Source organism: Methylosinus sp., assembly GCF_036560965.1.
In the GTDB taxonomy this organism is placed as follows: Bacteria; Pseudomonadota; Alphaproteobacteria; order Rhizobiales; family Beijerinckiaceae; genus Methylosinus.
This window is the reverse complement of record NZ_DATBQF010000018.1, coordinates 63,332-88,547: the sequence shown is the minus strand read 5'-3', so window position 1 is coordinate 88,547 and position 25,216 is coordinate 63,332. Positions and strand designations below refer to the sequence as shown.

Sequence of the window (25,216 nt, the reverse complement as noted above, 5' to 3'; positions counted from 1 at the left end):
CGCTGCGCCGCAAAAAAATGATCGATACTCGTAAAATCAACAGGTTAAAAAATCAAAGCCGTATCGTGTCGGGAACGGCTCGAACAAAAGGAGCCTCCGAATGTCGCAAATCGTCGAAGTCGCGGCCGTCGAGCACAGGCATTTTGGCGCATTGGTGACGATTCGCGTGGGCGCGCAGCCGGTGCGGCGGCTGACCCCGAACGAGGCCGGCATTCTCTCCCGCGCGCTGGCGGCGGTCGCCAATGGGACCAGCGCCGAAAAGCAGATTTTCATGAGCCCGATCGCCAGCGACCATGAATTCGAGGCGCTGGCCCAGGACGATGGCGTCGCCGTGACGGCGCCCGGCTTCCCCGACATATTTCTGGACTGGACGCAAACCCGCGTTCTGGCCGAGGCGCTGGCCGGGCTGTCGGTCTGACGCGCTTTCATGCGTCTCGAGCTTGCAACCAGAGGCGAAGGCGCGTATTTTCGTGGCGGATCGGCGTAGCGCCGATGAGACCGAGGACGTTTGGATTTGGCGGCAAGGGCCACCATCACGAATGACGCGACGCGCTCCTCGGCGCGTGGAGCCGTGCGTCTTCTTTCGAGCCTGCTGCTTCTTAGTCGCCCCTGAACGCCCGCAGGGCCATCCGGCCCAGGCATTCAGGGGATCCACGACCGAGACGATAGAAAGCGCCCGCGCGCCGGGCCGAGCAGCTCAGGACGAAACATCATGACCGACAATTCCCCCGCCGCATCAATCGCCGATCGCGCCGCCGACCGCGTCGTCATTTTCGACACCACTCTGCGCGACGGCGAGCAATCGCCCGGCGCCTCCATGACCTTCGAGGAGAAGCTCGAGGTCGCCGATATTCTGGACGAGCTGGGCGTCGACATTATCGAGGCCGGCTTTCCCGTCGCCAGCCAGGGCGATTTCGATTCGGTGCGCGAGATCGCCGAGCGCGTGAAGAATGCGACGATCGCCGGTCTCGCCCGCGCCGGCGCCAAGGACATCGACCGCTGCGCCGAGGCGCTGCGTCACGCCCGCAATCCGCGCATCCACACCTTCATCTCCACCTCGCCCGTCCATATGAGATACAAGCTCCAGATGGAGCCGGAGAAGGTGCTGGAGATGATCGCCTCCTCGGTCTCGCGGGCGCGCAATCTCGTCGCCGACGTCGAATGGTCGGCCGAGGACGGCACCCGCACCGAGCACGACTTCCTGTGCCGCTGCGTGGAGACGGCGATCGCCGCCGGGGCGACGACGATCAACATCCCCGATACGGTGGGCTATTCCACGCCGCAGGAATATGAGGCGCTGTTCCGCATGGTGCGCGAGCGCGTGCCGAACGCCGACAAGGCGATCTTCTCGGTCCATTGCCATGACGATCTCGGCCTGGCCGTCGCCAATTCGCTGGCCGGCGTGCGCGGCGGCGCGCGACAGATCGAATGCACCATCAACGGCATGGGCGAGCGCGCCGGCAACGCCGCGCTGGAAGAGGTGGTGATGGCGATGCGCACGCGTCCCGACGCGCTGCCCTTCCACACCAATATCGACGCGAAAATGTTGACGCGCGCCTCCAAGCTGGTGTCCGCGGTGACGTCCTTCCCGGTGCAATACAATAAGGCCATCGTCGGGCGGAACGCCTTCGCGCATGAGAGCGGCATCCACCAGGACGGCATGCTCAAAAATGCGCATACGTACGAAATCATGACGCCGGAGAGCGTCGGCGTGTCCAAGACCTCGCTGGTCATGGGCAAGCATTCCGGCCGCCACGCCTTCAAGGAGAAGCTGAAGGAGCTGGGCTATGAGCTGGGCGAGAATGCGCTGGAGGACGCCTTCAGGCGCTTCAAGGATTTGGCCGATCGCAAGAAGCTCGTCTATGACGAGGACATCGTCGCGCTGGTCGACGACGAGATCGTGACCGCCAATGACCACATAAAGGTCGCGGCGCTCACCGTCATCGCCGGCACGGCCGGGCCACAGACGGCGGCGCTGACCCTGGACATAGACGGCGAGAAGAAGACGCATCAGGCGACCGGCAATGGTCCCGTCGACGCCATTTTCAACGCCATAAAGGCGCTGGCGCCGCATGAGGCCGCGCTCGAATTGTTCCAGGTCCATGCCGTAACGGAAGGCACGGATGCCCAAGCGGAAGTCTCCGTGCGTCTTTCGGAGGACGGAAAATCGGTGACCGGCCGCGGCGCCGATCCGGATACGCTGGTCGCCTCGGCGCGCGCTTACGTGGCCGCGCTCAACCGACTGATGGTCAAGCGCAACAAGACCAAGCCCGAGGCGATGAAGGCGGGCTGAGGCTCGCATTTCCATGGGGACGCGACGTCGCGTCCCCGCTTCGTCTTTGCTCACTGGCCTGAAATTCTCTAGAAGGATGTGCCGCGGGCGCGACGCGGTCTTTACGAGGAGCGGAACGACGAAGCAATCCAGAGCCGCCCCCATGGCTCTGGATTGCTTCGTCGTTCTTAATGATGCAACGACCAGCGTCCATATTCCTTATCTGACCCCACCATCGAAGGAAGCGCGAAATGCCGTCGCTCGACAGTTTCAAAGCCCTAGAGACGCTAAAGGTCGGAGACGACGCCTATCACTTTTTCTCGCTGAAGGCGGCGGAGGCCAATGGCCTCGAGGGCGTGTCGCGGCTGCCTTACTCCTTGCGCGTGCTGCTCGAGAATCTGCTGCGCCATGAGGACGGCCGCTCCGTCACCAAGGAGCATATCGAGGGCTTCTCCAAATGGCTCGTCGAGAAGGGCAAGGCCGAGCGTGAGATCGCCTTCCGCCCCGCCCGCGTGCTGATGCAGGATTTCACCGGCGTGCCCGCCGTCGTCGATCTCGCGGCCATGCGCGACGCTTTCGTCGCGCTCGGCGGCGATCCGCAGAAGATCAATCCGCTCGTCCCCGTCGATCTCGTCATCGATCACTCCGTCATCGTCGACGAATTCGGCACCAAGAAAGCGCTCGACGCCAATGTCGAGCTCGAATACGAGCGCAATGGCGAGCGCTATCGCTTCCTGAAATGGGGCCAATCCTCCTTCGACAATTTCCGCGTCGTGCCGCCGGGCACGGGCATTTGCCATCAGGTCAATCTCGAATATCTCGCCCAGACCGTCTGGACGAAGAAGGAGAAGACCCGTAACGCCGATGGCAAGAAGGAGACGATCGAATACGCCTATCCCGACACTCTGGTCGGCACCGATTCGCATACGACCATGGTGAACGGCCTGGCCGTGCTCGGCTGGGGCGTCGGCGGCATCGAAGCGGAGGCCGCCATGCTCGGCCAGCCGCTGTCCATGCTCATTCCCGAGGTTGTCGGCTTCGAGCTGACCGCCGAGCCGAAAGAGGGCGTCACCGCCACCGATATCGTGCTCACCGTCACGCAAATGCTGCGCAAGAAGGGCGTGGTCGGCAAATTCGTCGAATTCTACGGCAAGGGGCTCGCGCATCTCTCGCTCGCCGATCGCGCGACCATCGCCAATATGGCGCCGGAATATGGCGCGACCTGCGGCTTCTTCCCCGTGGACGAGGAGACGCTCGACTATTTGAAAATGTCCGGCCGCTCCAATTCGCGCATCGATCTCGTCGAGGCCTACGCCAAGGCGCAGGGCCTTTTCCGCGAGGCGGACGCGCAAGATCCGGAATTCACCGACACCATTTCTCTCGATCTTTCGACTGTCGTCCCCTCGCTCGCGGGGCCGAAGCGCCCCGAGGGGCGCGTCGCGCTCGAGGATGTCGGAACCGCTTTCGCGAGCGCGCTCGCGACCGAATATAAGAAGCCCGGCGACACGACGCAGCGCTTTTCCGTCGAGGATACGAATTACGATCTCGGCCATGGCGATGTCGTCATCGCGGCGATCACCTCCTGCACCAACACCTCCAATCCGAGCGTGCTGATCGGCGCCGGCCTGCTCGCCGCCGCCGCCCATGAGCGCGGGCTGAAGGTGAAGCCCTGGGTGAAGACCTCGCTCGCGCCGGGGAGTCGCGTCGTCGCCGAATATCTCGAGAAGGCCGGGCTGCAGAAGGATCTCGACAAGCTCGGCTTCAATCTCGTCGGCTTCGGCTGCACGACCTGCATCGGCAATTCCGGCCCGCTGCCGCCCGCCGTCTCCAAGACGATCAACGATCATGACATTGTCGCGGCGGCGGTGCTGTCGGGCAATCGCAATTTCGAGGGCCGCGTCAATCCGGACGTGCAGGCGAATTATCTCGCCTCGCCGCCGCTGGTCGTCGCCTTCGCGCTGGCGGGCTCCATTGCCAAGGATTTGACCAAGGAGCCGCTCGGCCATGACAAGAAGGGCGAGCCGGTGTTCCTGCGCGACATCTGGCCGAGCAACGCCGACATTCAGAAATATATCCGCAAGAATGTCACGCGCTCGCTGTTCCGCGACACTTACGAGGATGTCTTCGAGGGCGACAAGCATTGGCGCAAGGTCGACGCTCCCTCGGGCGAGACCTATAAATGGTCGGGCGGCTCCACCTATGTGCGTAACCCGCCCTATTTCGAGGGGCTGACCAAAGAGCCCAAGCCCATCGTGGATATCGTCGACGCGCGCATTCTGGCGCTGTTCGGCGACAAGATCACCACCGATCACATCTCGCCGGCGGGCTCCATCAAGGCCGCCTCGCCCGCGGGCCGCTGGCTCACCGAGCGCCAGGTCGCGCCGGCGGACTTCAATCAATATGGCACGCGCCGCGGCAATCACGAGGTGATGATGCGCGGCACTTTCGCCAATATCCGCATCAAGAACCATATTCTGCGCGACGAGGCCGGCAATACGCCCGAGGGGGGCGCCACCAAGCATTTCCCCGACGGCGAGACGCTCTCCATCTATGACGCCGCGGCGAAATATGCCGAGGAGGGCGCGCCGCTGGTCGTCTTCGCCGGCGCCGAATATGGCAATGGCTCCTCGCGCGACTGGGCGGCCAAGGGCACGATGCTGCTCGGGGTGCGCGCGGTGATCGCGCAGAGCTTCGAGCGCATCCACCGCTCCAATCTCGTCGGCATGGGCATATTGCCGCTGACCTTCGAGGCGGGGACGAGCTGGGCCTCGCTCGGCCTCACCGGCGCGGAGACGGTGACGATCCACGGCCTCGCCGGCGACACGCTGGCCCCGCGCCAGACTCTGCACGCCGAGATCGTCTATCCCGACGGAAAGGTCGCGACCGTCCCGCTGCTGGCGCGGATCGACACGCTCAACGAGCTCGAATATTTCAAGAATGGCGGCATTCTGCCTTACGTCCTGCGCCAGCTCGCCGGCTGAAAAAGCGCGAGCTCGCCGTTCGCCCCTTCTCCCGCAAACGGGAGAAGGGAGCGCCCTTCCGGATAGATGATCTGAATTCATCTATCTTCGCAATCTCTTCCTATTGCAAAGCCTTTGACAAAAGGGCAAATCGCGTCCATGAGATGAGTTGATTTCATCTATGGAGACGTCGATGCGTTCTCTGCCCTCGCTGGTGTCCTTACGGGCTTTCGAGGCGGCCGCTCGGCGCGAGAGCTTCAAGCTCGCCGCCGCGGAGCTCGGCGTCACGCCGACGGCGATCAGCCATCAGATCAAAGGTCTCGAAACCGAGCTCGGCCTGCGTCTCTTCACGCGAAAGGCGCGCGAGGTCGTTCTCACTCCGCAAGGGCTGGCGCTCTATCTCGATCTGCGCGTCGCCTTCGACGCCATCGCCGAGTCCATCGATCGCGCGCGGCGGCCGGCCGAGCGGCGGCAGGCGGCGACGCTCTCCGCGACAGTCGCCTTCACCTCGCGGGCGCTCGCGCCGCGCGCCGAATCCTTCCGCTCCCGCAGCCCGGGCTGGGATCTGCGGCTGCATGCGTCCGATCGCCCCGCCGATCTGCGCGCCGGCGAGGCGGACGCCGCGATCCGCTGCGGCGCCGGCCAATATTCCGGCCAGGTGGCGACGCCGCTGTTCACCGATCGCTACGCGCCGGTCTGCAGTCCGCGTCTCGATATTCGCCGTCCCAAGCATCTCGCCGGGACGGTGCTCATCCATCGCGAATGGGGGCCGCACGCCAGCGGGCCGCGCCTGCCGAGCTGGCGCCGCTGGGCGGAGGAGCGCGGCGCCAAGAGCGTCGACCCGGAAGCCGGCGTCGTCGCCGCGGATGAGGAGAGCGCAATTCGAGCCGCCGTCGCCGGACAGGGCGTGGCGTTGGCGAGTCTGACGCTCGTCGCCGCGGAGCTCGACGCCGGGGCGCTGGTGCAGCCCTTCGGCCCCGTGCTCGACGGGTTGCAATATGACTTCGTCCACCCTCTCGGCGCCGACGATCGACCAGCGGTCGCCGCGCTGAAGGAATGGGTCGTCGCCGAATTCGGGGCGGACTCGGCCCGCGTCTCCGCCGGCTGAGCCGAGAGCAAGAACGCCGCCCTTATGAACGGCTCGGGAGGCGCGCCGCGCCTCCGCGCTTTCCGTCAATTGCCGAAGGGGCTCGTCATCGGCGCCGACTGCCAGCTCTTCACGCTGGTGACGGAGCGATAGCGGTGGCCGGGCGCATAGGCGAGCGCATGGGAGTGATGCGACCGATGCAGGCTCGCGACATTGGTCCGGTGCGGCTTATGCGCCGCATAGCGCGCGGGCGACGAGCCGGTGATGGAGATTTGCGCTCCCTCTTCCTGCACCAATTTATAGAGGGTCGCCGCATTGCCCGGCGAGACGCGCACGCAGCCATGCGAGGCCGGACGGCCGAGCGCGCCGGTCGCAGACGTGCCATGGATCGCGTAGCCGCCGCTGAAGAAGATCGAATGCGGCATGGGCGACATGTGATATTTGCGCGAATAGTGCATTTTCTGCAGGCCGGTCGGCGCATAAACGCCGCGCGGCGTCACATAGCCCGCGCGCGCCGTCGAAACCGGCCAGCTATACGAGCCCTTGGACGACTCGACCTGCATTCGCTGGGTCGAGAGATCGATATGGATTTGCACGGTCGCCTGCGCCGCTCCGATCGATGCGATCATCGCAGCGAGAACGAGCACGAGGGCTTTGAAACAACGCATCACAAACACTCCCCGCGAACACTGAGACACACGCCGCACAGTTAGGGCGGCATAAAATCGTGATCCCTACGTAGGGGCAATCTATATCCGACGGTAAGGTTGACATGAAAGAGGAAAAACGAGGCGAATCGAATCACCTCTTCTTCGTGTTGCCGCGCGGGCTGGCGAAAAGCCCGAAAAGCGACGAGAATCCGACCGATTCTCGCGTCCCGTCACTCACCTCGCCACGAAAGCCGCAGACATGGTCCATTGGAGATCGGCCGCATTCGTTCTCTGGCTCGCCGCAGCGGGGCCGGCCTTCGCGCAGGACAGGGGGACGCTCGACCCCAAGCCCTTGCCGCCTCTCGCTCATCCGGATGATCCGTCGACGCCGGCCAAGGAGCTCTTCGGCCGCGCGACGAGCCCCGCCCCGCTCGATCCCGATCCGATCGGCTTCTATTCGCACGGCTGTCTCGCCGGCGCCGAGCCGCTGCCGGTCAATGGGCCGAGCTGGCAGATCATGCGGCTCTCGCGCAATCGCTTCTGGGGCCATCCGGCGCTCATCGCCTTTTTGCAGCGCCTCGCGCCGGCGGCGGCGCAGGCCTCCGGCTGGCCGGGCCTGCTGATCGGCGATATCTCGCAGCCGCGCGGCGGGCCGATGCTCACCGGCCACGCCTCCCATCAGATCGGCCTCGACGCCGATATCTGGCTCACGCCGATGCCGCAGCGGGAATTGTCCCGCGCCGAGCGGGAGGAGATGTCGGCGACCGACATGGTGCGCGAGGATCGGCTGGATATCGATCCGAGCGTGTGGAGCGAGGGCCATCTCGCCGTTTTGCGGACGGCGGCGCGGGCGCCGGAGGTGCAGCGCATCTTCGTCAACGCCGCCATCAAGCGGGCGCTGTGTCGGCAGGCGACGGGCGACCGCTCCTGGCTGGCCAAGGTGCGCCCGATGTTCGGGCACAATTATCATTTCCACATAAGGCTCTTTTGCCCGCGCGGCGCGGAGAGCTGCAAGGATCAGGACCCCGTGCCGCCGGGCGACGGCTGCGATTCATCGCTTGCCTGGTGGTTCACCGACGAGGCGCTGCACCCGAGGAAATCGACCAAGACCTGGCCGCCCATGACCATGTCGAAGCTGCCGACCGAATGCCGCCGCGTGCTGAAGGCCGATTAGCGTCTCCCCGCGCAAAGGAGATGAATTGAATTCAGCCGAGCGGGCGTTCGTCCGCTCGGGCTGTTCTGTCCCGCTCGGCCCGCCTCACGCCGGATCGACGCCGAGGCCGACCGGGCAGGCGACGCCCGTGCCGCCGAGCCCGCAATAGCCGTCCGGATTCTTGGCCAGATATTGCTGGTGATAGTCCTCGGCGTAATAGAAGTGCGGGGCCGGCGCGATCTGCGTGGTGATCGGTCCGAAGCCCCGCGCCGCGAGCGCTTCCCCATAGGCGCGCTTCGAGGCCTCGGCGAGCCGCAGCTGCTCATCCGAATAGCAGAAGATCGCCGAGCGATATTGCGTGCCGATATCATTGCCCTGGCGGTTGCCCTGCGTGGGGTCGTGGCTCTCCCAAAAGACGCGGAGCAGCTCCTCGAACGAGATTTTCGCCGGATCGAAGACGACGAGCACCACTTCCGCATGGAAAGTGCGGACGGTGCAGACGTCCTTATAAGTGGGGTTTTCCGTGGTCCCGCCGGCATAGCCGACCGCGGTCGAATAGACGCTCTCGCCGAGATTCCAGAAGCGCCGCTCCGCGCCCCAGAAACATCCGAGCCCGAGGACGATCTGCTCCAGCCCCGGCGGAAAGGGGCCGTGAATCGGATGGTGATTGACGAAGTGATCGCTCATGTCGGTCGACCTTTCGCGAGAGTCTCTCCCAGTTTCAATGGTGAGCGGGAGAGACTTTCGGCTCTTGTTTTGACCCGTTTCCGACGCCGAGCCGGTGTCCGCTTCGGCTGGAAACGCTCTGTATCGCTCCGAATGGAAGGCCGGATCGGTTTCGGATCCCATTGGATCGCAAACTGGTCCGAGCGTCGCGACCCCCGATATGGCCCCAGGGCGCCGGCGGCGAAAGGGGCGGTCAGCGCAAGGGATAGTCGATCGGGCGGCGGCGCTTGCGGCTCAATGCAATGAGCAGGCCGCCGAGGCCGGTGAGCGTGAGGCTCAATGGCGCGAGCAGCAGGGCGAAGATGACCGAGCCCCAGATTTGCGGGGCCTTCTGCTCGATGGCGATGCGAAACGCCTTCATCTGAGCAGGCAGGAGATCGGCGGCCCCCTCGCTCAGCGGCGTGACATGGAGCCCGTCGCCGGCCAGCGAGCGCGTGCCATCGACGATGAGGGCCGCGAATCCCCCGGCCAGGAGGATGAGACCGAGGAAACGGATGAGCAATCTCAGCATGACGGTTTCGAGCCCGATGCGGAGGCATAGGAATAGAATGAGTGGGGCCGTCTGTCCACGGCGGGCCGCTACGGGCGTCGAGCTGCATCTAGAGTGTGGACGCCTTGCGGAATGATTTGCACTCTGGCGGCTTGTGAATATAGTGCGCGCCGATCCGGGGCCGAATCTGAGCCGGCCGGGATTCGCGGAGGGGTGGCCGAGTGGTTGAAGGCGCACGCCTGGAAAGTGTGTATGCGGGAAACCGTATCGCGGGTTCGAATCCCGCCCCCTCCGCCAGCTTCTGACCCTGAGTGAACACTGCGTTTGCGCCGCGATTCGCCACGAGCGGTCTGGAGCAGCCGGGACTTCGATCCTCGGCGCGCGCGGCGTCGGCTTTCGCCTGATCGCGGATGGCCTCCAGGCCGTTGATGCGATCTTTTAGCGCGCGGGGCGGCGGCCCGTTCTCGGCGATACCGCCAGACCCAGGAACACCATCACGGCCTGGTTGAGCCGGACCATGTCCTCATCGTCCAGCCGCCCGATCCGCTCGCCGACCTTGGACTTCGGGACGGTCGTGATCTTGTCCACCATCAGCCGGGAGGATAAGCGCAGCCCGTTGCGCTCGCTCGGCTCCACCGGCAGCCGGAACAAGGGCGCCTCGATCGGATCCGTGGTGAAGGCGCAGATGGCGATCGAGTTCGTCGCGTCGAAGGCGTCGTCCTGCACGATCACGACGGGGCGCGGCGTGCCCGCGTAATCCGCGCCGCCGGAGACGGTCCAGACCTCGCCCCGCCTCATTCATCGTCCCAGTCGGACACAGCGTCGATGAACGCCTGATCCTCGGCCGCATGGGCGCTCGCCGCCACGGCCAGCGATTGCCGATGCGCCTCCGCCCGGAAGGACGAGGCGCGAACGTCGGGCACCCAAATCTGGATAGGCCGCAGGCCTTGAGCGCGCAGACGATCGCGATGCTCCTGAACCTTCACCTTGGTGGGCTTCGCGCCCCGCGCCTGCGCCATGGCTCGGTTCTCCGCTTTAGTTACATGTAACTTAACATGCGACGCTCGGCATGGAAACGATTCGATCCCGCAGATCCCGCTGTCGATGAAACAAGGTTATTCGACAATAGGTCGACGGCGCTGCGCATATTGTGATCCTTGCGCGATCCCTTCGATCGTGATCATGCGCCGACGCTCCGGCGTCGCCCGCGCTTTATGGAGTCATCGCCACACGCGCCGGCCCCAGAAACCCACGACCCGGTCGCGCAAGTCGCTGAAGGTCAGATAGAGGACGGGCGTCGTGTAGAGCGTCAGCATCTGGCTGGCGACGAGCCCTCCCACAATGGCGACGCCAAGCGGGCGGCGCAGCTCCGCCCCGTCGCCGAATGCGACGATGAGCGGAATCGCGCCGAGCAGCGCCGCCGCGGACGTCATCATGATCGCCCGAAAACGAAGCCGGCACGCCTCGACGATCGCGTCATGCGGGCTCAGCCGTCGCTCGCGCTGCGCCTCGAGCGCGAAGTCGATCATCATGATCGCGTTCTTCTTGACGATGCCGATGAGCAGGAAGAGGCCGATCAGCCCCATGACGTCGAAGGGGAAGCCGAAGACGTAGAGCGTCGCCAGCGCGCCGAGGCCCGCCGAAGGCAGCGTCGACAGGATCGTGATCGGATGCACGAAGCTCTCATAGAGCATGCCGAGAACGATATAGACGGCGATGAGCCCCGAGAAGATCAGAAATGTCTGGCCGTCGCGGGACGACTGGAATATGCGCCCCGTTCCCTGCATCGAGCCGTGAATCGACGCCGGCAGATGGATCTCGGCGACGATGCGCTCGACCTCGTCGACGGCTTCGCCGAGCGAGGCGCCCTCGGCGAGATTGAAAGAGATCGTCGACGCGACGAACGGACCTTGGTGATTGATCGCGAGCGGCGTCGCCGCACGCTTGAATCGCGCGAAGGCGACCAGCGGCGTCATGGTCTCCGACGCGGTGCTGACCGCCGCGCCGATCGATCCGCCGCCGCGCGTCGAGACGGCGATCGAATTGGTCGAGGCGTTGCGTGCGGAGTCGAAGAAGGAGCTCGTCGCCGACGACCCCGCGCTCGCCGTCACCGAGCCGACCGGAAGGACGGTGGCCGCGGAGCCGCTCACCGGCTTGGCCGTCGCGCTCACATAGATATCGCGCAGGAATTGCGGGTCCTCGCGGTAGCGGGCGGCCGCCTCCATCACGACGCGGAATTGATTGAAGTCCCCGTAGATCGTCGACACCTGCCGCTGGCCGAAGGCGTCGTTGAGCGTGCTGTCGACCTGCGCCGGGGTGAGGCCCAGCCGCGACATCGTATCGCGGTCGAGCTCCAGATAGGTCTCGACGCCGTTCTGCTGCTGATCCGAGATCACGTCGAGGAGGATTTTATTGTGCTGCAGCGTCTTGGTGATCTTCTCGGTCCATTCGACCAGCTCCGCATAGCTGTCGCCCAGAAGCGTATATTGATAGAGCGCGTCGCTCTCCCTTCCGCCGCCGACGAGGTCTTGAACGGGACGCATGACCATGCGCGCGCCGACGACCCGGCCGAGTTCCGGCCGCAGTCGCTCCATGACCTTGGCGCTGCTCACGTCGCGTTGCGCGCGCGGCTTGAGCGCGATCGAGAGTGTCCCGCCATTCGATCCGCCGCGGCCGCCGCCGCCGCCTCCCCCACTCGCGCCGACCGAGCCCGTGACCAGTTCCACCGCCGGGTCGCTTTGCACGATGGCGGCGAATTCCGCGAGCTTGGCGCGCGCCACCTGGAAGGACGCTCCTCGGTCCGTTCGGAACGAGCCGACCAGGCCGCCGGTGTCCTGCTCGGGAAAAAAGCCTTTGGGAATGATGAAGAGCAGCTCCAGCGTCAGCACGAGCGACACGCCGAGGGCGGTCAGGATCAGGCCGCGCCGACGCAGCGCCCAGGTCAGGCTGTTCTCGTAGGCGCGCGCCATGCGCGAGAATAAATCGTTCCATCGCCGCTCGCGGCGCGGCGCGGCTCCGAGGAGGATCGAGCAGAGCATGGGCGTCGTCGTCAGCGACACGACGAGCGAGACGAGAACCGCGATGCAGAGCGTCACCGAAAACTCGCGGAACACGCGCCCGAGAAGGCCGCTCTGCAGCAGCAATGGCAGAAACGCCGCGACCAGCGACAGGCTGATCGAGACGACGGTGAAGCCGACCTGGCGCGCGCCGCGAAGCGCCGCCTCGCGCGGGGACGCGCCATTTTCCGAATGGCGTTGGATGCTCTCGAGCACGACGATCGCGTCGTCGACGACGAAGCCCGTCGCGATGGTGAGGGCCATGAGCGACAGAATGTTCAGACTATAGCCGAGAAAGTCCATCGCGATGAATGCGCCGATGATCGACACCGGCACGGCGACCGCCGGCACCAGCGTCGCGCGCCAATCGCCGACGAACAGATAGACGACGCCGACGACCAGCACGACGGCGAGCGCCAGGGTCAGCTCCGTGTCGGCGAGCGACGCGCGGATCGAGGTGCTGCGATCGGACGCCTGGATGAGCTCGACGTCGTTCGGCAGCGACGCGGCGAGCTTTGGAAGCTGCGCCTCGATCCGATCGACGGTCTCGATGATGTTCGCGCCCGGCTGCCGGAAGACGGTCACCAATACCGCCGGCTCGCCGCGCGCGATCGCGGCGTTGCGCAGGTCGACGTTCGAATCCTCGACCTCGGCGACCTCGCTGAGCCGCACCGCGAAGCCGTTGCGATACGCGATGACGAGATTGCGATAATCGGCCGCGCGGCTGGCGCGGTCGTTGGTGTAGATCTGCCAGCGTTCCCCATTGCGCAGAATGTCGCCCTTGGGGCTGTTGGCGTTGGCCGAGGCCAGCGCCGCGCTCACATCCTCGAGGCCGATGCCGTATTTGAATAAGGTGGAGATGTCGAGGTCGACGCGCACCGCGGCCGAGGCGGCGCCGCCGACCGTCACCTGCCCGACGCCGGCGAGCTGGGAGAGACGTTGCTGGAGAATGTCGTTCGCCGCGTCGTAGAGCTGCGCGCGGGTGAGCGATTTGGAGATCAGCGCGAGGGTGACGATCGGCGCGTCCGCCGGATTGAACTTGCGATAGGACGGACTGGACGAGACGCCAGCGGGCAGATCGGCCGCCGCGGCGTTGATCGCCGCCAGCACGTCGCGCGCGGCGCCGTCGAGGTCGCGGCCAAAGCCGAACTGCAGCATTATGTTCGTCTGGCTCGCATTGCTCGACGAGGTCATCGTCGTCACATCGGCGATCGTCCCGAGACGGCGCTCCAGAGGACCGGCGAGGCTCGTCGCGACGATTTCGGGCGAGGCGCCGGGCAGCGAGGCCGACACCGACAGGACCGGAAAATCCATCTTCGGCAGCGGCGCGACCGGCAATCGCATGTAAGCGGAAACGCCCGCCAATGCGAGCCCCAGCGTGAGCAGCGTCGTCGCGACCGGCCGCTTGATGAACGGAGCCGAGAAATTCACTTCGCCGCCTCCTCTCGCGCGTCGCGGCCGGAGGCGCCGAGCCGTCTGACGCGATGCGCCAGGCGATCGAAGTAGAGATAGACGACGGGCGTCGAGAAGAGCGTCAGAATCTGGCTGAAGACCAGGCCGCCGACGATGGCGACGCCGAGCGGCTGCCGCAGCTCCGATCCGACGCCCGAGCCGAGCAGCAGCGGAACGGCGCCGAGAATGGCGGCCATCGTCGTCATGAGGATCGGACGGAAGCGCAACAGGCAGGCGCGATAGATCGCCTCGCGCGGCGAGAGTCCGTCGACGCGCTCCGCCTCGAGCGCGAAGTCGATCATCATGATGGCGTTCTTCTTGACGATGCCGATCAGCAGAATGATCCCGATGACGCCCATCACGTCGAGGTCGTGGCCCGTCGCCATCAGCGCGAGCAGCGCGCCGACGCCCGCGGAGGGAAGCGTCGACAGGATCGTGATCGGATGCACGAAGCTCTCATAGAGCACGCCGAGCACGATATACATGGTCACGATCGCCGCGATGATGAGCATGAGCCGATCGGTGGAGGAGGTCGTGAAGGCGGCGGCGGCGCCCTGCATGGCGAGCGTGAAGCTCTGTGGCAGGTCGATTGCGGCCTTCGCGGTCTCGATGGCGCTCACCGCCGCGCCGAGCGAGACGCCCGGCGCGAGATCGAAGGAGATGGTCGTCGCCGGGAATTGCCCGAAATGCGTGATCTGCAGCGGGCCGTCGCGCTCCTCCAGATGCACGATCGCCGCGAGCGGGACCTGCCCGCTCGACGAGGCGGACGATGGCAGATAGAGGCTGGCGAGCGCGGCTTCCGACGCTTGAAATTTGGGATCGATCTCGAGAATGACGCGATATTGATTGGATTGCGTGTAGATGGTCGAGACGATGCGCTGGCCGAAAGAATCGTAGAGCACATTGTCGACGGCCGCCATGGTGATGCCGAAGCGCGCCGCCGTGGCGCGGTCGACCACTATGTCGAGCGCCTTGCCGCGGTTCTGGAGATCGCTCGCGACATTGGCGAGCGCGGGCGCCTCGCGCAGCCGCTCGACGAGCTTGGGGGTCCACTCGGCGAGAAGCGGCATATTGGCGTTCTGAAGCACGAAATGATAGGCGGCCTTGCTGACGGTGGAGTCGATCGTCAGATCCTGCACCGGCTGCATATAGAGCCGCATGTCCGGGATCTCCGCCGCCGCCGACTGGAGCCGCGCGATCACATCGGCGACGCTCGATCTGCGCTGCGGAAGCGGCTTCAGCGAAATATAGAAGCGGCCGGCGTTGAGCGTCGTGTTCTGACCGTCGACGCCGACCAGCGAGCCGACGGTCTCGACGTCCGGATCGCGCAGGATGGCTTCGCCGAGCGCATGCTGCTTCGCGACCATGGCGGAAAAGGAGATCTCCTGCTTGGCTTCGGAAATCGCCTGGATCGCGCCCGTGTCCTGACTGGGAAAAAAGCCCTTGGGGACGACGACATAGAGAAGGCATGTCGATATGAGCGTGGCGATCGTCGCCGCGAGCATGGCGGGTTGATGCTCGAGAACGACGTCGAGCGCGCCGGCATAGGCGCGAATGATCCGATCGAGGAGGCGCTCCGCGGCGATGTCGAAGCGTCCGCGCTGCGCGAGCGTCCTGTGGCGCAGCAGCTTGGCGCAGAGCATCGGCGTGAGCGTGAGCGAGACGATGGCCGAGATCACGATGGTGACGGCGAGGGTGACGGCGAATTCGTGAAACAGCCGTCCGACGACGTCGCCCATGAACAAGAGCGGAATCAGCACGGCGACGAGCGAGACGGTGAGCGAGACGATCGTGAAGCCGATCTGCGCCGAGCCGCGCAGCGCCGCCTCCAGGGGCGAGACGCCGCGCTCGACATAGCGCGTGATGTTCTCGATCATCACGATGGCGTCGTCGACGACGAAGCCCGTCGAGATGGTGAGCGCCATCAGCGAGAGATTGTCGAGGCTGAATCCCAGAAGATACATGATGGCGAAAGCGCCGACGAGCGAGAGCGGCGCCGACAGGCTGGGGATGAGCGTCGCGGGAAGATTGCGCAGGAACAGGAAAATGACCAGAACGACGAGCGCCATCGCGAGGACGAGCTCGAATTGGACATCCTCGACCGAGGCGCGGATCGTCGTCGTTCGGTCGCTGAGCTCGGACACTTCGATCGACGGCGGCAGCGAGTCGCGCAGCCGCGGCAGCATCGCCTTCACATTCTCGACGACCTCGATGACATTGGCGCCCGGCTGGCGGCGGATCTCGACGATGACCGCCGGCGTCGAATTGGCGAATGAGGCGATCTTGTCGTTCTCGGAGCCGTGCTGCGCCTCGGCGACGTCGGAGAGGCGGACCGCATTGCCGTTGCGATAGGCGACAATGAGCTTGCGGAACAATTCCGGATCGTCGATCTGGTCGTTGGCGTTGATCGTCGAGGCTTGCTGCGGACCGTCGAAGGAGCCCTTCGGCGCATTGGTGCTGGCGTTGCCGATGATCGTGCGCAGATCGTCGATGCGCAGCCCGTATTTGGCGAGCGCCGTCGGGTTGAATCGAATGCGCATCGCCCGGCGCTGGCCGTGTCCGACGCCGACATATCCGACGCCGGGCAATTGCGAGAGCTTTTGCGCGAGCCGCGTTTCTATGAAGTCCTCGACATCGACGAGCGGCAGCGACTTCGACGTCACCGCGAGCGTCATGATCGGCGCGTCGGCGGGATTCATCTTGGCGTAGGTCGGCGGGGCCGGCAGATCCTTCGGCACGAGATTGCCGCTCGCATTGATCGCCGCCTGCACCTGCTGCTCGGCGACGTCGAGGCCGAGGCCGAGATCGAATTGCAAGGTGACGAGCGAGACGCCGGCGGAGCTCGTCGAGGTCATCTGGTTCAAGCCCGGCATCTGCCCGAATTGTCGCTCGAGCGGCGCCGTCACGGCGGAGGTCATCACCTCCGGGCTCGCGCCGGGATAGAAGGTCTGCACCTGGATGGTGGGATAATCCACCGACGGCAGGGCCGAGAGCGGCAGCAGCTGATAGGCGAAGCCGCCGGCGATCAGGATCGCCGCCATCAGCAGTGTCGTGGCGACCGGGCGCAGAATGAAGAGCTTCGATGGGTTCATGTCAGAGCGCCTTTGTCGAACGCGTGATCGTCGGCGCGCTCACTGCGGCGTCGTCTGTCGGCGCCGACGCCGCTCCTGCGGCGGCTCCTGGCTCGGGTCCTTGCTGGGCGTTTCGGAAGGCGGCGTCGCCGACGCCCGGCCGTCGCTCGCCGCGAGTCGAACGGAGGCGCCGTCGCGCAATCGGTCCGCTCCGTCGACGACGACGCGATCGCCTTCGGCGAGGCCGCCGGCGATCTCGATCATGCCATCGTTGAATCCGGCGAAGTCGTCGAAATGCTCGCCTTCCGCGGGCGTCACCGACTGCATGACGACGCGACTGTCGTCCGTCACCTTGTAGACGAATGGTCCGGAAGCGCCGGTCCGGATCGCGGCCTTGGGCGCTGCGATCGTTTTTTCGCGCACGTCGACCAGCAGATGGACGTTGACGAATTGATTGGGGTAGAGCGTCTCCTCCTTGTTCTCGAACTCGGCCCTGCCGCTCACCATTCCGGTCGTCGAGTCGATCGAATTGTCGAGCGTCAGCAGACGGCCGGTGGCGATCTGCTTCGTATCGGAGCGATCGAAGGCGGCGACCTCGAGCCCGCCGCTCTTTTTCTGCGCGCGCATGATGTCGGGAATGTAATCTTCCGGCACGCCGAAAATCACCGTGATCGGATCGATCTGCGTGACGAGGGCGATGACGTCCGCGGTCGTCACGTAATTGCCGGCGTCGACCTTCCGCAGCCCGACTCGGCCGGCGACGGGAGCCACGATGCGCGCATAGGCGAGATTGAGATTTTGATTGTCGATCTGCGCCTGATCGGCTTTGACGGCGCCTTCATATTGCTTGACGACCCAGGTCTGATTGTCCGCCTGCTGGCGCGAGATCGAGTCGAGCTTCTTCAGCGACTGGTAGCGGCGAAGATCGTCGCGCGCCTGCTCGAGCGAGCCCTGGTCGCGCATCATCTGCCCTTCGAGCTGCGCCTTTTGCGCCTCATAGGGCCGCGGATCGACCTGCGCGAGAAAGTCGCCCTTCTGAACGAATTGTCCCTCCTTATATCCGACCTTCATCAGATAGCCGCTGATCTGCGACTTGACGGAGACATTGGCGATGGGAGTGACGGTTCCGAGCAGACCATGGCGGACGATTTTGATGTCGCGGCGCGCGATGGTCGCGACGGCGACCGGCTGCGGCGCGGCGGGCGAGCCCCTCTTGTGCGTCGATCGCGACGCCTGCGGCTCTGTCGGAGCGATCGCGTGATAGGCCGCCCAGGCGAGCGCGGCGGCGATGAGCGCGGAAAGGCCGATCGTCATCGGCGCGCGCCGCGCCTGCCTGAGCCGGGCGGCGAATCGCGCGGCCATCGGCGCTCGCGCTGGCGCGGCTTCGGCGTCCGTTATCCGGGAAAGGACCTTCTCGTCCATTTTCGTCTCGCCGCTATGATCTTTCCACATGGCCTTCGTCACCTCGAATCGGGTTGCGCCACGGAGGCCGCGAGCGCGCTCGCCGGGACGGGCGGAGGCGGCGCGGCGATTCGGGAGAGCTCGTCGATCGGCGGCAGGCGCGACGCGTCCCAGCCGCCGCCGAGCGCGCCGACGAGATCGACGGTCGCGACATAGAGGCTCTGCCGCGCCGACACTGCCGACCGAATATTGCTGATCAATGTCGACTGCGCATTGGCGACGCTGGTGAAGACCACCGTGCCCTCGCGATATTGGTTGAGATAGATCGACACGGCTTCGCGCGCCTCCTCGACCGCGCGATCCAGCCGCGCGACTTGCTGCGCGGTCAGGCGGATCGTCGCGAGCTGGTCCTCCACTTGGCCGAACGCCGTCAGCACGGTCTGCCGATAAGATGCGACGGCTTGGCCGTAGGAGGCGACGGCCGCCTCGCGCTGCGCGTCGAGGAGGCCGCCGTCGAACAGCGTCTGCGCGGCGCTGCCGGCGAGCGACCAGCTCTCATTGGCCACGGCCACCGGCCAGGGCTGCGTCGCGGCGAAGCTCAGCGCGGCGGTGAGGCTCACGCGCGGATAGAAATTGGCGATGGCGACGCCGATCAGCGCATTGCGGCTCTGCAGATCGCGCTCCGCCGCGGCGATGTCGGGACGGCGCTCCAGCAGCTCCGAGGGAACGCCAGCGGGAATGGCGGGCGGCTTTTTGGCCTTCCACCTGCGTTTGGGAATGGAGAAATCCGACGGGCTGCGTCCGATCAGCACCGCGATCGCATGCTCGAATTGCGCGCGCTGCACGCCGGTCTGGATCGCGGCGGCCTCGGTCGTCAGCAGCTGATTGTCGGCGGTGATGAAATCCGCGCGCGACGTCGTGCCGACCGAATATTGATTCTTCGAGATGTCGCGCGTGCGGCGGAACAACACGAGCGTCTCTTCGTACAAGGCTTGAAGCTCGTCGGTCGCGCGCAGGTTGAAATAGGCGGCGGCGAGCTGGATTTGCGCGGAGAGCTTCGCATTGGCGAGATCGGCGGCGCTCGCCTGCGCCGACGCCGCATCGGCCTCGATCGTGCGGCGGATGCGGCCCCAGACGTCGAGCTCCCAGCTGGCGTTCGAGGCGTTGGAGAAGCCGTTCGAATAGACCGCGTCGCTGGCGGAGGAGGGCGTGCGGCGTCGCGTCGGCGCATAATTCGTGGTTATGGTCGGAAAAAGGCCGGACTGGCCCTGCCGAATGATCTGCTGGGCCTGGTCATAGGCCGCGGCGGCGGCTGCGACGTTCTGATTGGAGAGTTCGACCTCGGCGAGGAGCTTCGAGAGCGGCGGATCGTCGAAGACGCGCCACCAGGGACCGCGATCCGCCTCGTCGAGCGGCGCGATCGGCTTCCAGCCCTTGCGCGTCTCGGCGGTCCCCTTCGCCACGCCGCCGCCCTCCTTGAATCGGGCCGGGACGACGTCCGCGGGGCGGACATAGTCGGGGCCGGCCATGCAGCCGGCGAGCGATGCGATCGCCATTGCCGCCGCGCCCATGCGCGTCAGCGCGCGGCGCCGCCGTCTCGCCGCTCGACAGAAACTCATCAGAACCATAAGCGGGCGTTCGCCGACCAACTCGAACCACTTCCGACACGCCCGCATATCGTCTCTCGCTCATCGTCTCGATTCGTCGCTACGCGCTCATCGGCGGGCCGCGCCGATGATCCGCGATCTCGCGCCGGCGCGTCAGGCGGCGTTCGCCCGTATCGAACCCATTGGCGGCGTTGCATTTATGATCCGAGCCCTTTCGCTCTATCGCCCTTGCCGAAGACGAATGCGACCCCGCCCTCGGAGACGCGAATATCGGCGAGACGCTTCCGACAGGCGCCGAGCATTCCGAGCCTTCGCGGCGCCGAATTCATGCGATGTCGGAAGTAGTCGCCCGATGCAACATCTCTTTACGCTTCCCGTTCGATTTATAGCCATCGATGCTGACATGGTCATTTCAAGAGGCTGGCTCGGCCGAAAAATTCTGATCGGCGATGCGACAGTCCAGACTGTCGGACGCGTCCTCGCCGTCGGGGTTCTGCGACGGCGCGTCCGCTCGGGGCGGCGGATCCTGCGCGAATCCCGGTGACAAAGCGCCGCTATCGGCTACGATCCCGCGATGCGCCGATTCGATCCCGCCGACCCGCTCGCCGCCACGGCGCCCGCGACGCCGCCCGTCCGGCGGCGGGCGGTTCGCGTCGACGCCACGCCGCCATCCAGCACGCTGATCTCCAACGTCTATCCCGCATGGGCGCGTCTGCCGACGCCGGCCGGCGCCGTCTTCTCCGCCGGCGCTGGGCTGGCGTTGTTCGACCAGATCGTCCGCGCCGAGCCGCCTTTCGCCGGCGCGCTTCGCCGGCGTCTGGCGTTGCGCGCCGCGGCGGCCGCGGCGACGGCGCTGCGCCTGCGCGAGGACGAAGCCGCCTTGCGCGACGCCGAGCATCTGGCCTCCGGCGGCGGGGAGACGAGCCCCGCCGGCCGTCTTCATCGCCTGTGGCGGGCCTTCGCCGATCGCCCGGCGACGCTGGACGCCGCCGCATTTTGCGCGGCCGCCGAAAGCGTCGATCTGCCGCGCGGCTCGGATTGGGTGACGCTGGCCTCCGAGGCGCGCGCCGCGGCGGCCGGATGCGCGCAGCCGCTCGCCGCGGCGGCGGCGGCCGGCGCCGTTCTGTCGCGGCGGCTGCCGGCGGCCGCATGCGCCGAGGCGGAGCTGCTGGCCTGGTGGGCCGCCGATGTCGCGCTCGCCGAACATTTGGCGTGGGAGCGGCCGGTCGCGCTCGTCGCCACGACAATGCTGCGCCCGGCGCTGCGCGTGGGGTCCAACGGCCGCCGGCCGCGGCCGAGCGATCCGCAGTGGCCCGACGCCGTCGCCGCCGCCGTCGCATTGGCGACCAGCGATGCGCTGGCGCTCGCCGCCGAGTTGGCGCGACGCGCGGACCGGCTGCTCGCCGTCGCGCCGAAGCTGCGCGCCAAGGGCGCCGGCCGCGTCGTCGAGCTGCTGCTCGCCGACGACGCCGTGTCGCCGGCGCGGGCGGCGCGGATGGCGCGGCTCTCCGATCGCGCCGCGCGCCGGCTGTTCGATCGGCTCGTCGCGCTCGGCGCCGTGCGCGAATTGTCGGGCCGCCCGAATTTTCGCCTCTACGGCCTCTAGGCGACGCCGATGAGTCGACCGCGGAAAGCCGAGCCAGAGGCGTCCTTCGACACGGAGCTCGCCGATTTGCCCGAGCCCATGCGCTGGCGCGAGTGGATGGGCCGCGTCGAGGGGGTGATTTTTTCCGCCCGCGATCCGGTGCCGCGCGAGACGCTGGCGCGGCTGGTCGGTCGGGAGTGCAATCTCGACGATCTCGTCGAAGACATTGTCGACGAGCTGCGCGGGCGCCCCTACGACATCGTCTTCGTCGCCGGCGGCTGGCAATTTCGCACGCGCCCGCGTTTCGCCGGCGCGATCCGGGCGGCGCGCGTGGCCGCGCTGCGCGACGCCGGCGCGCCCGAGCTGACGCCGACCGAATTGCTGGCGCTGACCGCCATCGCCTATCTGCAGCCGGCGACGCGGGCGGAGCTCTCGCGCCTCGCCGGCAAGGAGATCAGCCGCGACGTCATCGGCCGGCTGAAGCGTCTCGATCTCATCGACGGAGTCCTGCGCGCGCCCGAGCCCGGCGCGCCTTTCGCTTATGTGACGACGCGGACATTTCTGCAGGCGTTCGGCCTCGCCAACCTGCGCGATCTGCCCGATCTCGAGCGGCTGGAGGACGAGGGATTGTTGCAGCCGCCCCGATCGGTCGCCGATCTCGACAGCGTTTTGGCGGTGGCGGAAGAAGACGCGGAGCCTCCGGACGAAGCGGAGGACGATCGGGAGGAGTGGTCGGACGCCCGAAGCGAGCCGCCGAAATAGCGATGGCGCCGCCGGACGCGCGTGGATCGACGCCCCGGCCCGTTGGTCCGGGACCCTGCCTGCCTGCCGGCCCGCTCTCCCGTCCGAGCTACGGCTGTTCAGCCATATTTTGTTCCGGGAGCGCGATGCCTTAAGGGTCTCCGACGCAGTGCAACAATCCAAGTCAGCGAGGACGTGAAGGAATGGCCATTTTTAAGAACGCCGATTTTGACGAGCGCCGAAGCGCCGCCGAGGCGGCGAAAAAAGCAAAGCTGGAGAAATTCCGCGCCTTGACGGCCCAGATCAACGAGGGCGCGGCCGAGCGGCTCGCCGCCCGACAGGCGATCATCGCCGCGCGCGACGTGCGAGCCGCAGAACGTGAAGAAGTCCGGCTCGCCGCCGAAGCCCGTGCGGCGGAAGAGCGAGCCGCGCAAGAAATGGTTCTGAAGGCGGAGCAGGCGGAACGCGACGCACGAGCCGCCGAGGAGGCGGAGCGCGAAATAGCGTCCGCGGCCGAACGCAAGGCGGCCCGAGACGCCCGCTACGCCGCCCGAAAGGCCCGGAAATAGCGGCGACCGTCGTCAGACCGGCGATCGGCGTCGTAAATCGCCGAACCTCCCGCCGCCTCGAGGAGTCGAAGTCGAGCGATTGTTTCACTTTCGAAGAGGGCCGAGAACGGAAACGGCCCGAGACAGTCGCTCATTCGACGCTCGTCGTCGGCATTATGCTCGGAGGCGGCGCCGATCGTCGGTCCGCGACGTGATGTCGGGGTGAACGCCGCCAGCTGCGCAGGCATCGCTTCCGTCGTCGTCGATCGATGTCAGCATGGTGGCGGCGCGTGGCGTCTCCCTCTGGCCAGATCATCGTTCGCCCCCGAGGGCAAAGCTCCGACCGAGAGGCTCCGGACTCGGGCGAGGCTCTGCATTCTCGCTTCGCCGCTCGTCTTCATTTCATCGCGCCACGAGCCCGGCCGCGTCCATGCCTTCGCGCATGTCTTCGCTTCGTCCATGTCTTCGCTCTGTCCATGTCTTCGCTCCGTCCGTGCCTTCGCGCACGAGAGCCTTCGCGCCCCTTCCATCGAAAGCGCTCGAGATGTCGGCATAGCATCGCGCGCGTGATGGGCTGAAGAGCGCTTGCTGATTGGCTTTTCGAATGGTGGTCATGATGGACCGGCGGGAGTCGAGCGCGGGAATCCCCTCGCTCGCGAATTCACAACAATCGGAGTCGTCGGCATGACGCGCCGCTGCGCGTCTGTCGCCGCCGCGTCGATGACGCGCGCCGCCAAAGCACGAACAAAATCCACGAGCGTTCGGTTCCAGCTCGGGAAGAATGAGCCATGATTTCTCGGCATTCGATGCGCATCGGCACGCGGAGCGCGCATATTAGGTAATTTTCCTAGCGAGCCTGCCAGTGAATTGTATCGTATCAACGGTCCCGATCTAATCCTGAATAGAGCCATTCGACGGCTGTCGTCATTCGTATTTTGCGACCAGTGGAGTTTCTGCAATTGGAGACTACATTCGTCTGGCAATCACATGTGTTGATCGTCGAGATTTGCTTGCTCGCACGTTTATGCTCGTGTCGTGCGCCAATATCGAAATCTCCGCAGCGAGATTAATGGATCTGGCGTTTTACATTTTTTGTCCGGCGTAGCGCTGCGTAGCCGCGTGGGGGAGGCGTGTCGCAGGACACGCTGACGAAGACACGCTGACGAAGACACGCTGACGAAGATACGTCGACGAAGATAAGGACGAGGAAACGGGCGGCGTGTTTCACCCGAAGTGCGGTAGCGTGGAATGAATGCAGCATTCGCATTTTGGTCTTCGGCGCCGATGCTCGATTTGCCAGTGATCGGGACCGCGCGGCGAGGGTCGCGACCATGCGTCCATCCGCCTGTGCGCTGCGACGCCGAACTGGAATTCACAGATTGCGCGAGAGACGTCGAATCTGAACGGCGTCGACGTGAATTGCCGCGGTCGGAGACCGCGAGCGTTTTCTCGCGCCCATCGACAATCGAATGGCCGAGTCCTGCGCCGAAGCGCCGCGGCCTGCCATTCTCACAATGCGCTCGAAGCGTCCGACCGAGGCGGCGCGTCCGTGCTTGCATTCAAGAAACGATTGATGAAGAGGTTCGATCATGGACGCCAGCGGAGTGAGGTTTCGGCACATGCTGGCGGCGTCCTCCCTATTGCTGCTGCTCGGCGGCTGCGTCGCGTCCGGCAACCCTGCAGAGGATACGACGGCGTCTTTCGTTCGTGAGAACGGCGCTGCCGGAGCCTCGACGGCGCAGCGCAATAATTCGGATCCCAGCCAACTGGAAGCCGATTACCGCATCCAGCCGCTCGACGTTCTCGAAATCACCGTCTTTCAAGTGAAGGACCTCGATGGGACGCGGCAAGTCTCTCGCACCGGATATATCTCCATGCCCCTGATCGGAGAATTGCCGGCGAAGGGAAAAAGCGTCAAGGAACTCGAAATGACGATCGCCGCCCGTCTCGGCGCGAATTATCTACGCGCTCCCGACGTGCATGTTGCCGTGAAGGATTTCGCGAGCCAGCGGTACACGATAGAGGGCGAGGTCGCGGGGCCCGGCATCTACCCATTGGCGGGGCGCACGACGCTGTTGCAGGCGATTGCGCAAGCCAAAGGCTTGACCAGGGTGGCCGATTACAATGTCGCTATTTTTCGCGATGTGAACAATACGCGCGTCACGACGACATATGATATTTCGTCCATTCGCTCGGGTGCGCGCGAGGACCCGATACTCATTGCCGGCGATGTCATCGTGGTCGGCGAGTCCGCTATCCGATCCGCATGGACCGAGTTCAAAGATGTATTCGGCGTCGGATTGCAAGGGGCGGGGTTCGCAACGCGTCTCGCGCCTTGACGCCGCTGTCTCGCGCTTCGCTTTCAGTGACGGCTCTGTAGAGCCGGCCGCGCCGCATTCCCTCGTTCATAGCCCATC

18 protein-coding genes and 1 tRNA gene are annotated in these 25,216 nt (G+C 65.7%); 10 read left to right on the top strand and 9 right to left on the bottom strand.

Going from position 1 to position 25,216, the window contains the following annotated elements; genetic code table 11:
* The first annotated feature begins 100 nt into the window (after positions 1-100).
* From VIF40_RS04505 to VIF40_RS04490, 4 genes are all read left to right on the top strand, one after another.
* Positions 101-418 (top strand): hypothetical protein, encoded by a 318-nt coding sequence (locus VIF40_RS04505; protein WP_331936328.1) that lies wholly within the window; start codon positions 101-103, stop codon positions 416-418.
* Positions 419-712: 294 nt separating this feature from the next.
* Positions 713-2,293: a 2-isopropylmalate synthase gene (locus VIF40_RS04500; protein WP_331936327.1), complete on the top strand. Its 1,581-nt coding sequence runs from the start codon at positions 713-715 to the stop codon at positions 2,291-2,293.
* A 230-nt stretch (positions 2,294-2,523) separates the two neighbouring features.
* Positions 2,524-5,253, top strand: coding sequence for an aconitate hydratase AcnA (gene acnA, locus VIF40_RS04495; protein WP_331936326.1), 2,730 nt, complete (start codon positions 2,524-2,526; stop codon positions 5,251-5,253).
* A 172-nt stretch (positions 5,254-5,425) separates the two neighbouring features.
* On the top strand, positions 5,426-6,340 hold the full coding sequence (locus tag VIF40_RS04490) for a LysR substrate-binding domain-containing protein (protein WP_331936325.1): 915 nt from the start codon (positions 5,426-5,428) through the stop codon (positions 6,338-6,340).
* A 65-nt stretch (positions 6,341-6,405) separates the two neighbouring features.
* On the opposite strand, the gene VIF40_RS04485 is transcribed toward VIF40_RS04490, so the two are convergent.
* Positions 6,406-6,987: a L,D-transpeptidase gene (locus VIF40_RS04485; protein ID WP_331936324.1), complete on the bottom strand. Its 582-nt coding sequence runs from the start codon at positions 6,985-6,987 to the stop codon at positions 6,406-6,408.
* 241 nt (positions 6,988-7,228) lie between these two features.
* On the opposite strand from VIF40_RS04485, the gene mepA reads away from it, so the two are divergent.
* A complete protein-coding gene (gene mepA, locus VIF40_RS04480) occupies positions 7,229-8,143 on the top strand; it encodes a penicillin-insensitive murein endopeptidase (RefSeq protein ID WP_331936323.1) in 915 nt (304 codons plus the stop codon).
* A gap of 84 nt (positions 8,144-8,227) precedes the next feature.
* Here the strand turns inward: mepA and msrA are convergent, their stop codons facing one another.
* Positions 8,228-8,809 (bottom strand): peptide-methionine (S)-S-oxide reductase MsrA, encoded by a 582-nt coding sequence (gene msrA, locus VIF40_RS04475; protein WP_331936322.1) that lies wholly within the window; start codon positions 8,807-8,809, stop codon positions 8,228-8,230.
* A 232-nt stretch (positions 8,810-9,041) separates the two neighbouring features.
* Positions 9,042-9,359 carry a hypothetical protein gene (locus VIF40_RS04470; RefSeq protein ID WP_331936321.1) on the bottom strand — a complete coding sequence of 106 codons (318 nt, stop codon included), beginning with the start codon at positions 9,357-9,359 and terminating at the stop codon, positions 9,042-9,044.
* A gap of 186 nt (positions 9,360-9,545) precedes the next feature.
* Here VIF40_RS04470 and VIF40_RS04465 point away from each other — a divergent pair.
* A tRNA-Ser gene (locus VIF40_RS04465) sits at positions 9,546-9,635 on the top strand.
* Positions 9,636-9,776: 141 nt separating this feature from the next.
* Here the strand turns inward: VIF40_RS04465 and VIF40_RS04460 are convergent.
* The 6 genes from VIF40_RS04460 to VIF40_RS04435 form a co-directional block, all read right to left on the bottom strand.
* Entirely contained in the window at positions 9,777-10,136 is a 360-nt protein-coding gene (locus VIF40_RS04460; protein ID WP_331936320.1) for a type II toxin-antitoxin system PemK/MazF family toxin, read from the bottom strand.
* On the bottom strand, positions 10,133-10,357 hold the full coding sequence (locus VIF40_RS04455; protein ID WP_331936319.1) for an antitoxin MazE family protein: 225 nt from the start codon (positions 10,355-10,357) through the stop codon (positions 10,133-10,135). The genes VIF40_RS04460 and VIF40_RS04455 overlap by 4 nt, the downstream gene beginning before the upstream one ends.
* Positions 10,358-10,558: 201 nt before the next feature.
* Positions 10,559-13,825, bottom strand: a complete 3,267-nt coding sequence (locus VIF40_RS04450; RefSeq protein WP_331936318.1) for an efflux RND transporter permease subunit — start codon at positions 13,823-13,825, stop codon at positions 10,559-10,561.
* Positions 13,822-16,938: a multidrug efflux RND transporter permease subunit gene (locus tag VIF40_RS04445; RefSeq protein WP_331936317.1), complete on the bottom strand. Its 3,117-nt coding sequence runs from the start codon at positions 16,936-16,938 to the stop codon at positions 13,822-13,824. The genes VIF40_RS04450 and VIF40_RS04445 overlap by 4 nt, the downstream gene beginning before the upstream one ends.
* A 39-nt stretch (positions 16,939-16,977) precedes the next feature.
* A complete protein-coding gene (locus VIF40_RS04440; protein ID WP_331936316.1) occupies positions 16,978-18,279 on the bottom strand; it encodes an efflux RND transporter periplasmic adaptor subunit in 1,302 nt (433 codons plus the stop codon).
* Between the two features lie 98 nt (positions 18,280-18,377).
* Positions 18,378-19,874, bottom strand: a complete 1,497-nt coding sequence (locus tag VIF40_RS04435) for an efflux transporter outer membrane subunit (protein ID WP_331936315.1) — start codon at positions 19,872-19,874, stop codon at positions 18,378-18,380.
* A 625-nt stretch (positions 19,875-20,499) separates the two neighbouring features.
* Between VIF40_RS04435 and VIF40_RS04430 the strand changes: the two genes are divergently transcribed.
* From VIF40_RS04430 to VIF40_RS04415, 4 genes are all read left to right on the top strand, one after another.
* On the top strand, positions 20,500-21,531 hold the full coding sequence (locus tag VIF40_RS04430) for a DUF1403 family protein (RefSeq protein ID WP_331936314.1): 1,032 nt from the start codon (positions 20,500-20,502) through the stop codon (positions 21,529-21,531).
* Between the two features lie 9 nt (positions 21,532-21,540).
* On the top strand, positions 21,541-22,272 hold the full coding sequence (scpB, locus tag VIF40_RS04425; protein ID WP_331936313.1) for an SMC-Scp complex subunit ScpB: 732 nt from the start codon (positions 21,541-21,543) through the stop codon (positions 22,270-22,272).
* 182 nt (positions 22,273-22,454) lie between these two features.
* Entirely contained in the window at positions 22,455-22,820 is a 366-nt protein-coding gene (locus VIF40_RS04420) for a DUF6481 family protein (RefSeq protein WP_331936312.1), read from the top strand.
* A gap of 1,598 nt (positions 22,821-24,418) precedes the next feature.
* Positions 24,419-25,138, top strand: coding sequence for a polysaccharide biosynthesis/export family protein (locus tag VIF40_RS04415; protein WP_331936311.1), 720 nt, complete (start codon positions 24,419-24,421; stop codon positions 25,136-25,138).
* Positions 25,139-25,216: the final 78 nt, after the last annotated feature.

Coding starts and splice junctions, on each gene's coding strand:
- VIF40_RS04505 (WP_331936328.1), top strand. CDS start 101: ATGTCGCAAATCGTCGAAGTCGCGGCCGTCGAGCACAGGCATTTTGGC.
- VIF40_RS04500 (WP_331936327.1), top strand. CDS start 713: ATGACCGACAATTCCCCCGCCGCATCAATCGCCGATCGCGCCGCCGAC.
- acnA (WP_331936326.1), top strand. CDS start 2,524: ATGCCGTCGCTCGACAGTTTCAAAGCCCTAGAGACGCTAAAGGTCGGA.
- VIF40_RS04490 (WP_331936325.1), top strand. CDS start 5,426: ATGCGTTCTCTGCCCTCGCTGGTGTCCTTACGGGCTTTCGAGGCGGCC.
- VIF40_RS04485 (WP_331936324.1), bottom strand. CDS start 6,987: ATGCGTTGTTTCAAAGCCCTCGTGCTCGTTCTCGCTGCGATGATCGCA.
- mepA (WP_331936323.1), top strand. CDS start 7,229: ATGGTCCATTGGAGATCGGCCGCATTCGTTCTCTGGCTCGCCGCAGCG.
- msrA (WP_331936322.1), bottom strand. CDS start 8,809: ATGAGCGATCACTTCGTCAATCACCATCCGATTCACGGCCCCTTTCCG.
- VIF40_RS04470 (WP_331936321.1), bottom strand. CDS start 9,359: ATGCTGAGATTGCTCATCCGTTTCCTCGGTCTCATCCTCCTGGCCGGG.
- VIF40_RS04460 (WP_331936320.1), bottom strand. CDS start 10,136: ATGAGGCGGGGCGAGGTCTGGACCGTCTCCGGCGGCGCGGATTACGCG.
- VIF40_RS04455 (WP_331936319.1), bottom strand. CDS start 10,357: ATGGCGCAGGCGCGGGGCGCGAAGCCCACCAAGGTGAAGGTTCAGGAG.
- VIF40_RS04445 (WP_331936317.1), bottom strand. CDS start 16,938: ATGAACCCATCGAAGCTCTTCATTCTGCGCCCGGTCGCCACGACACTG.
- VIF40_RS04440 (WP_331936316.1), bottom strand. CDS start 18,279: ATGGCCGCGCGATTCGCCGCCCGGCTCAGGCAGGCGCGGCGCGCGCCG.
- VIF40_RS04435 (WP_331936315.1), bottom strand. CDS start 19,874: ATGGCGATCGCATCGCTCGCCGGCTGCATGGCCGGCCCCGACTATGTC.
- VIF40_RS04430 (WP_331936314.1), top strand. CDS start 20,500: ATGCGCCGATTCGATCCCGCCGACCCGCTCGCCGCCACGGCGCCCGCG.
- scpB (WP_331936313.1), top strand. CDS start 21,541: ATGAGTCGACCGCGGAAAGCCGAGCCAGAGGCGTCCTTCGACACGGAG.
- VIF40_RS04420 (WP_331936312.1), top strand. CDS start 22,455: ATGGCCATTTTTAAGAACGCCGATTTTGACGAGCGCCGAAGCGCCGCC.
- VIF40_RS04415 (WP_331936311.1), top strand. CDS start 24,419: ATGCTGGCGGCGTCCTCCCTATTGCTGCTGCTCGGCGGCTGCGTCGCG.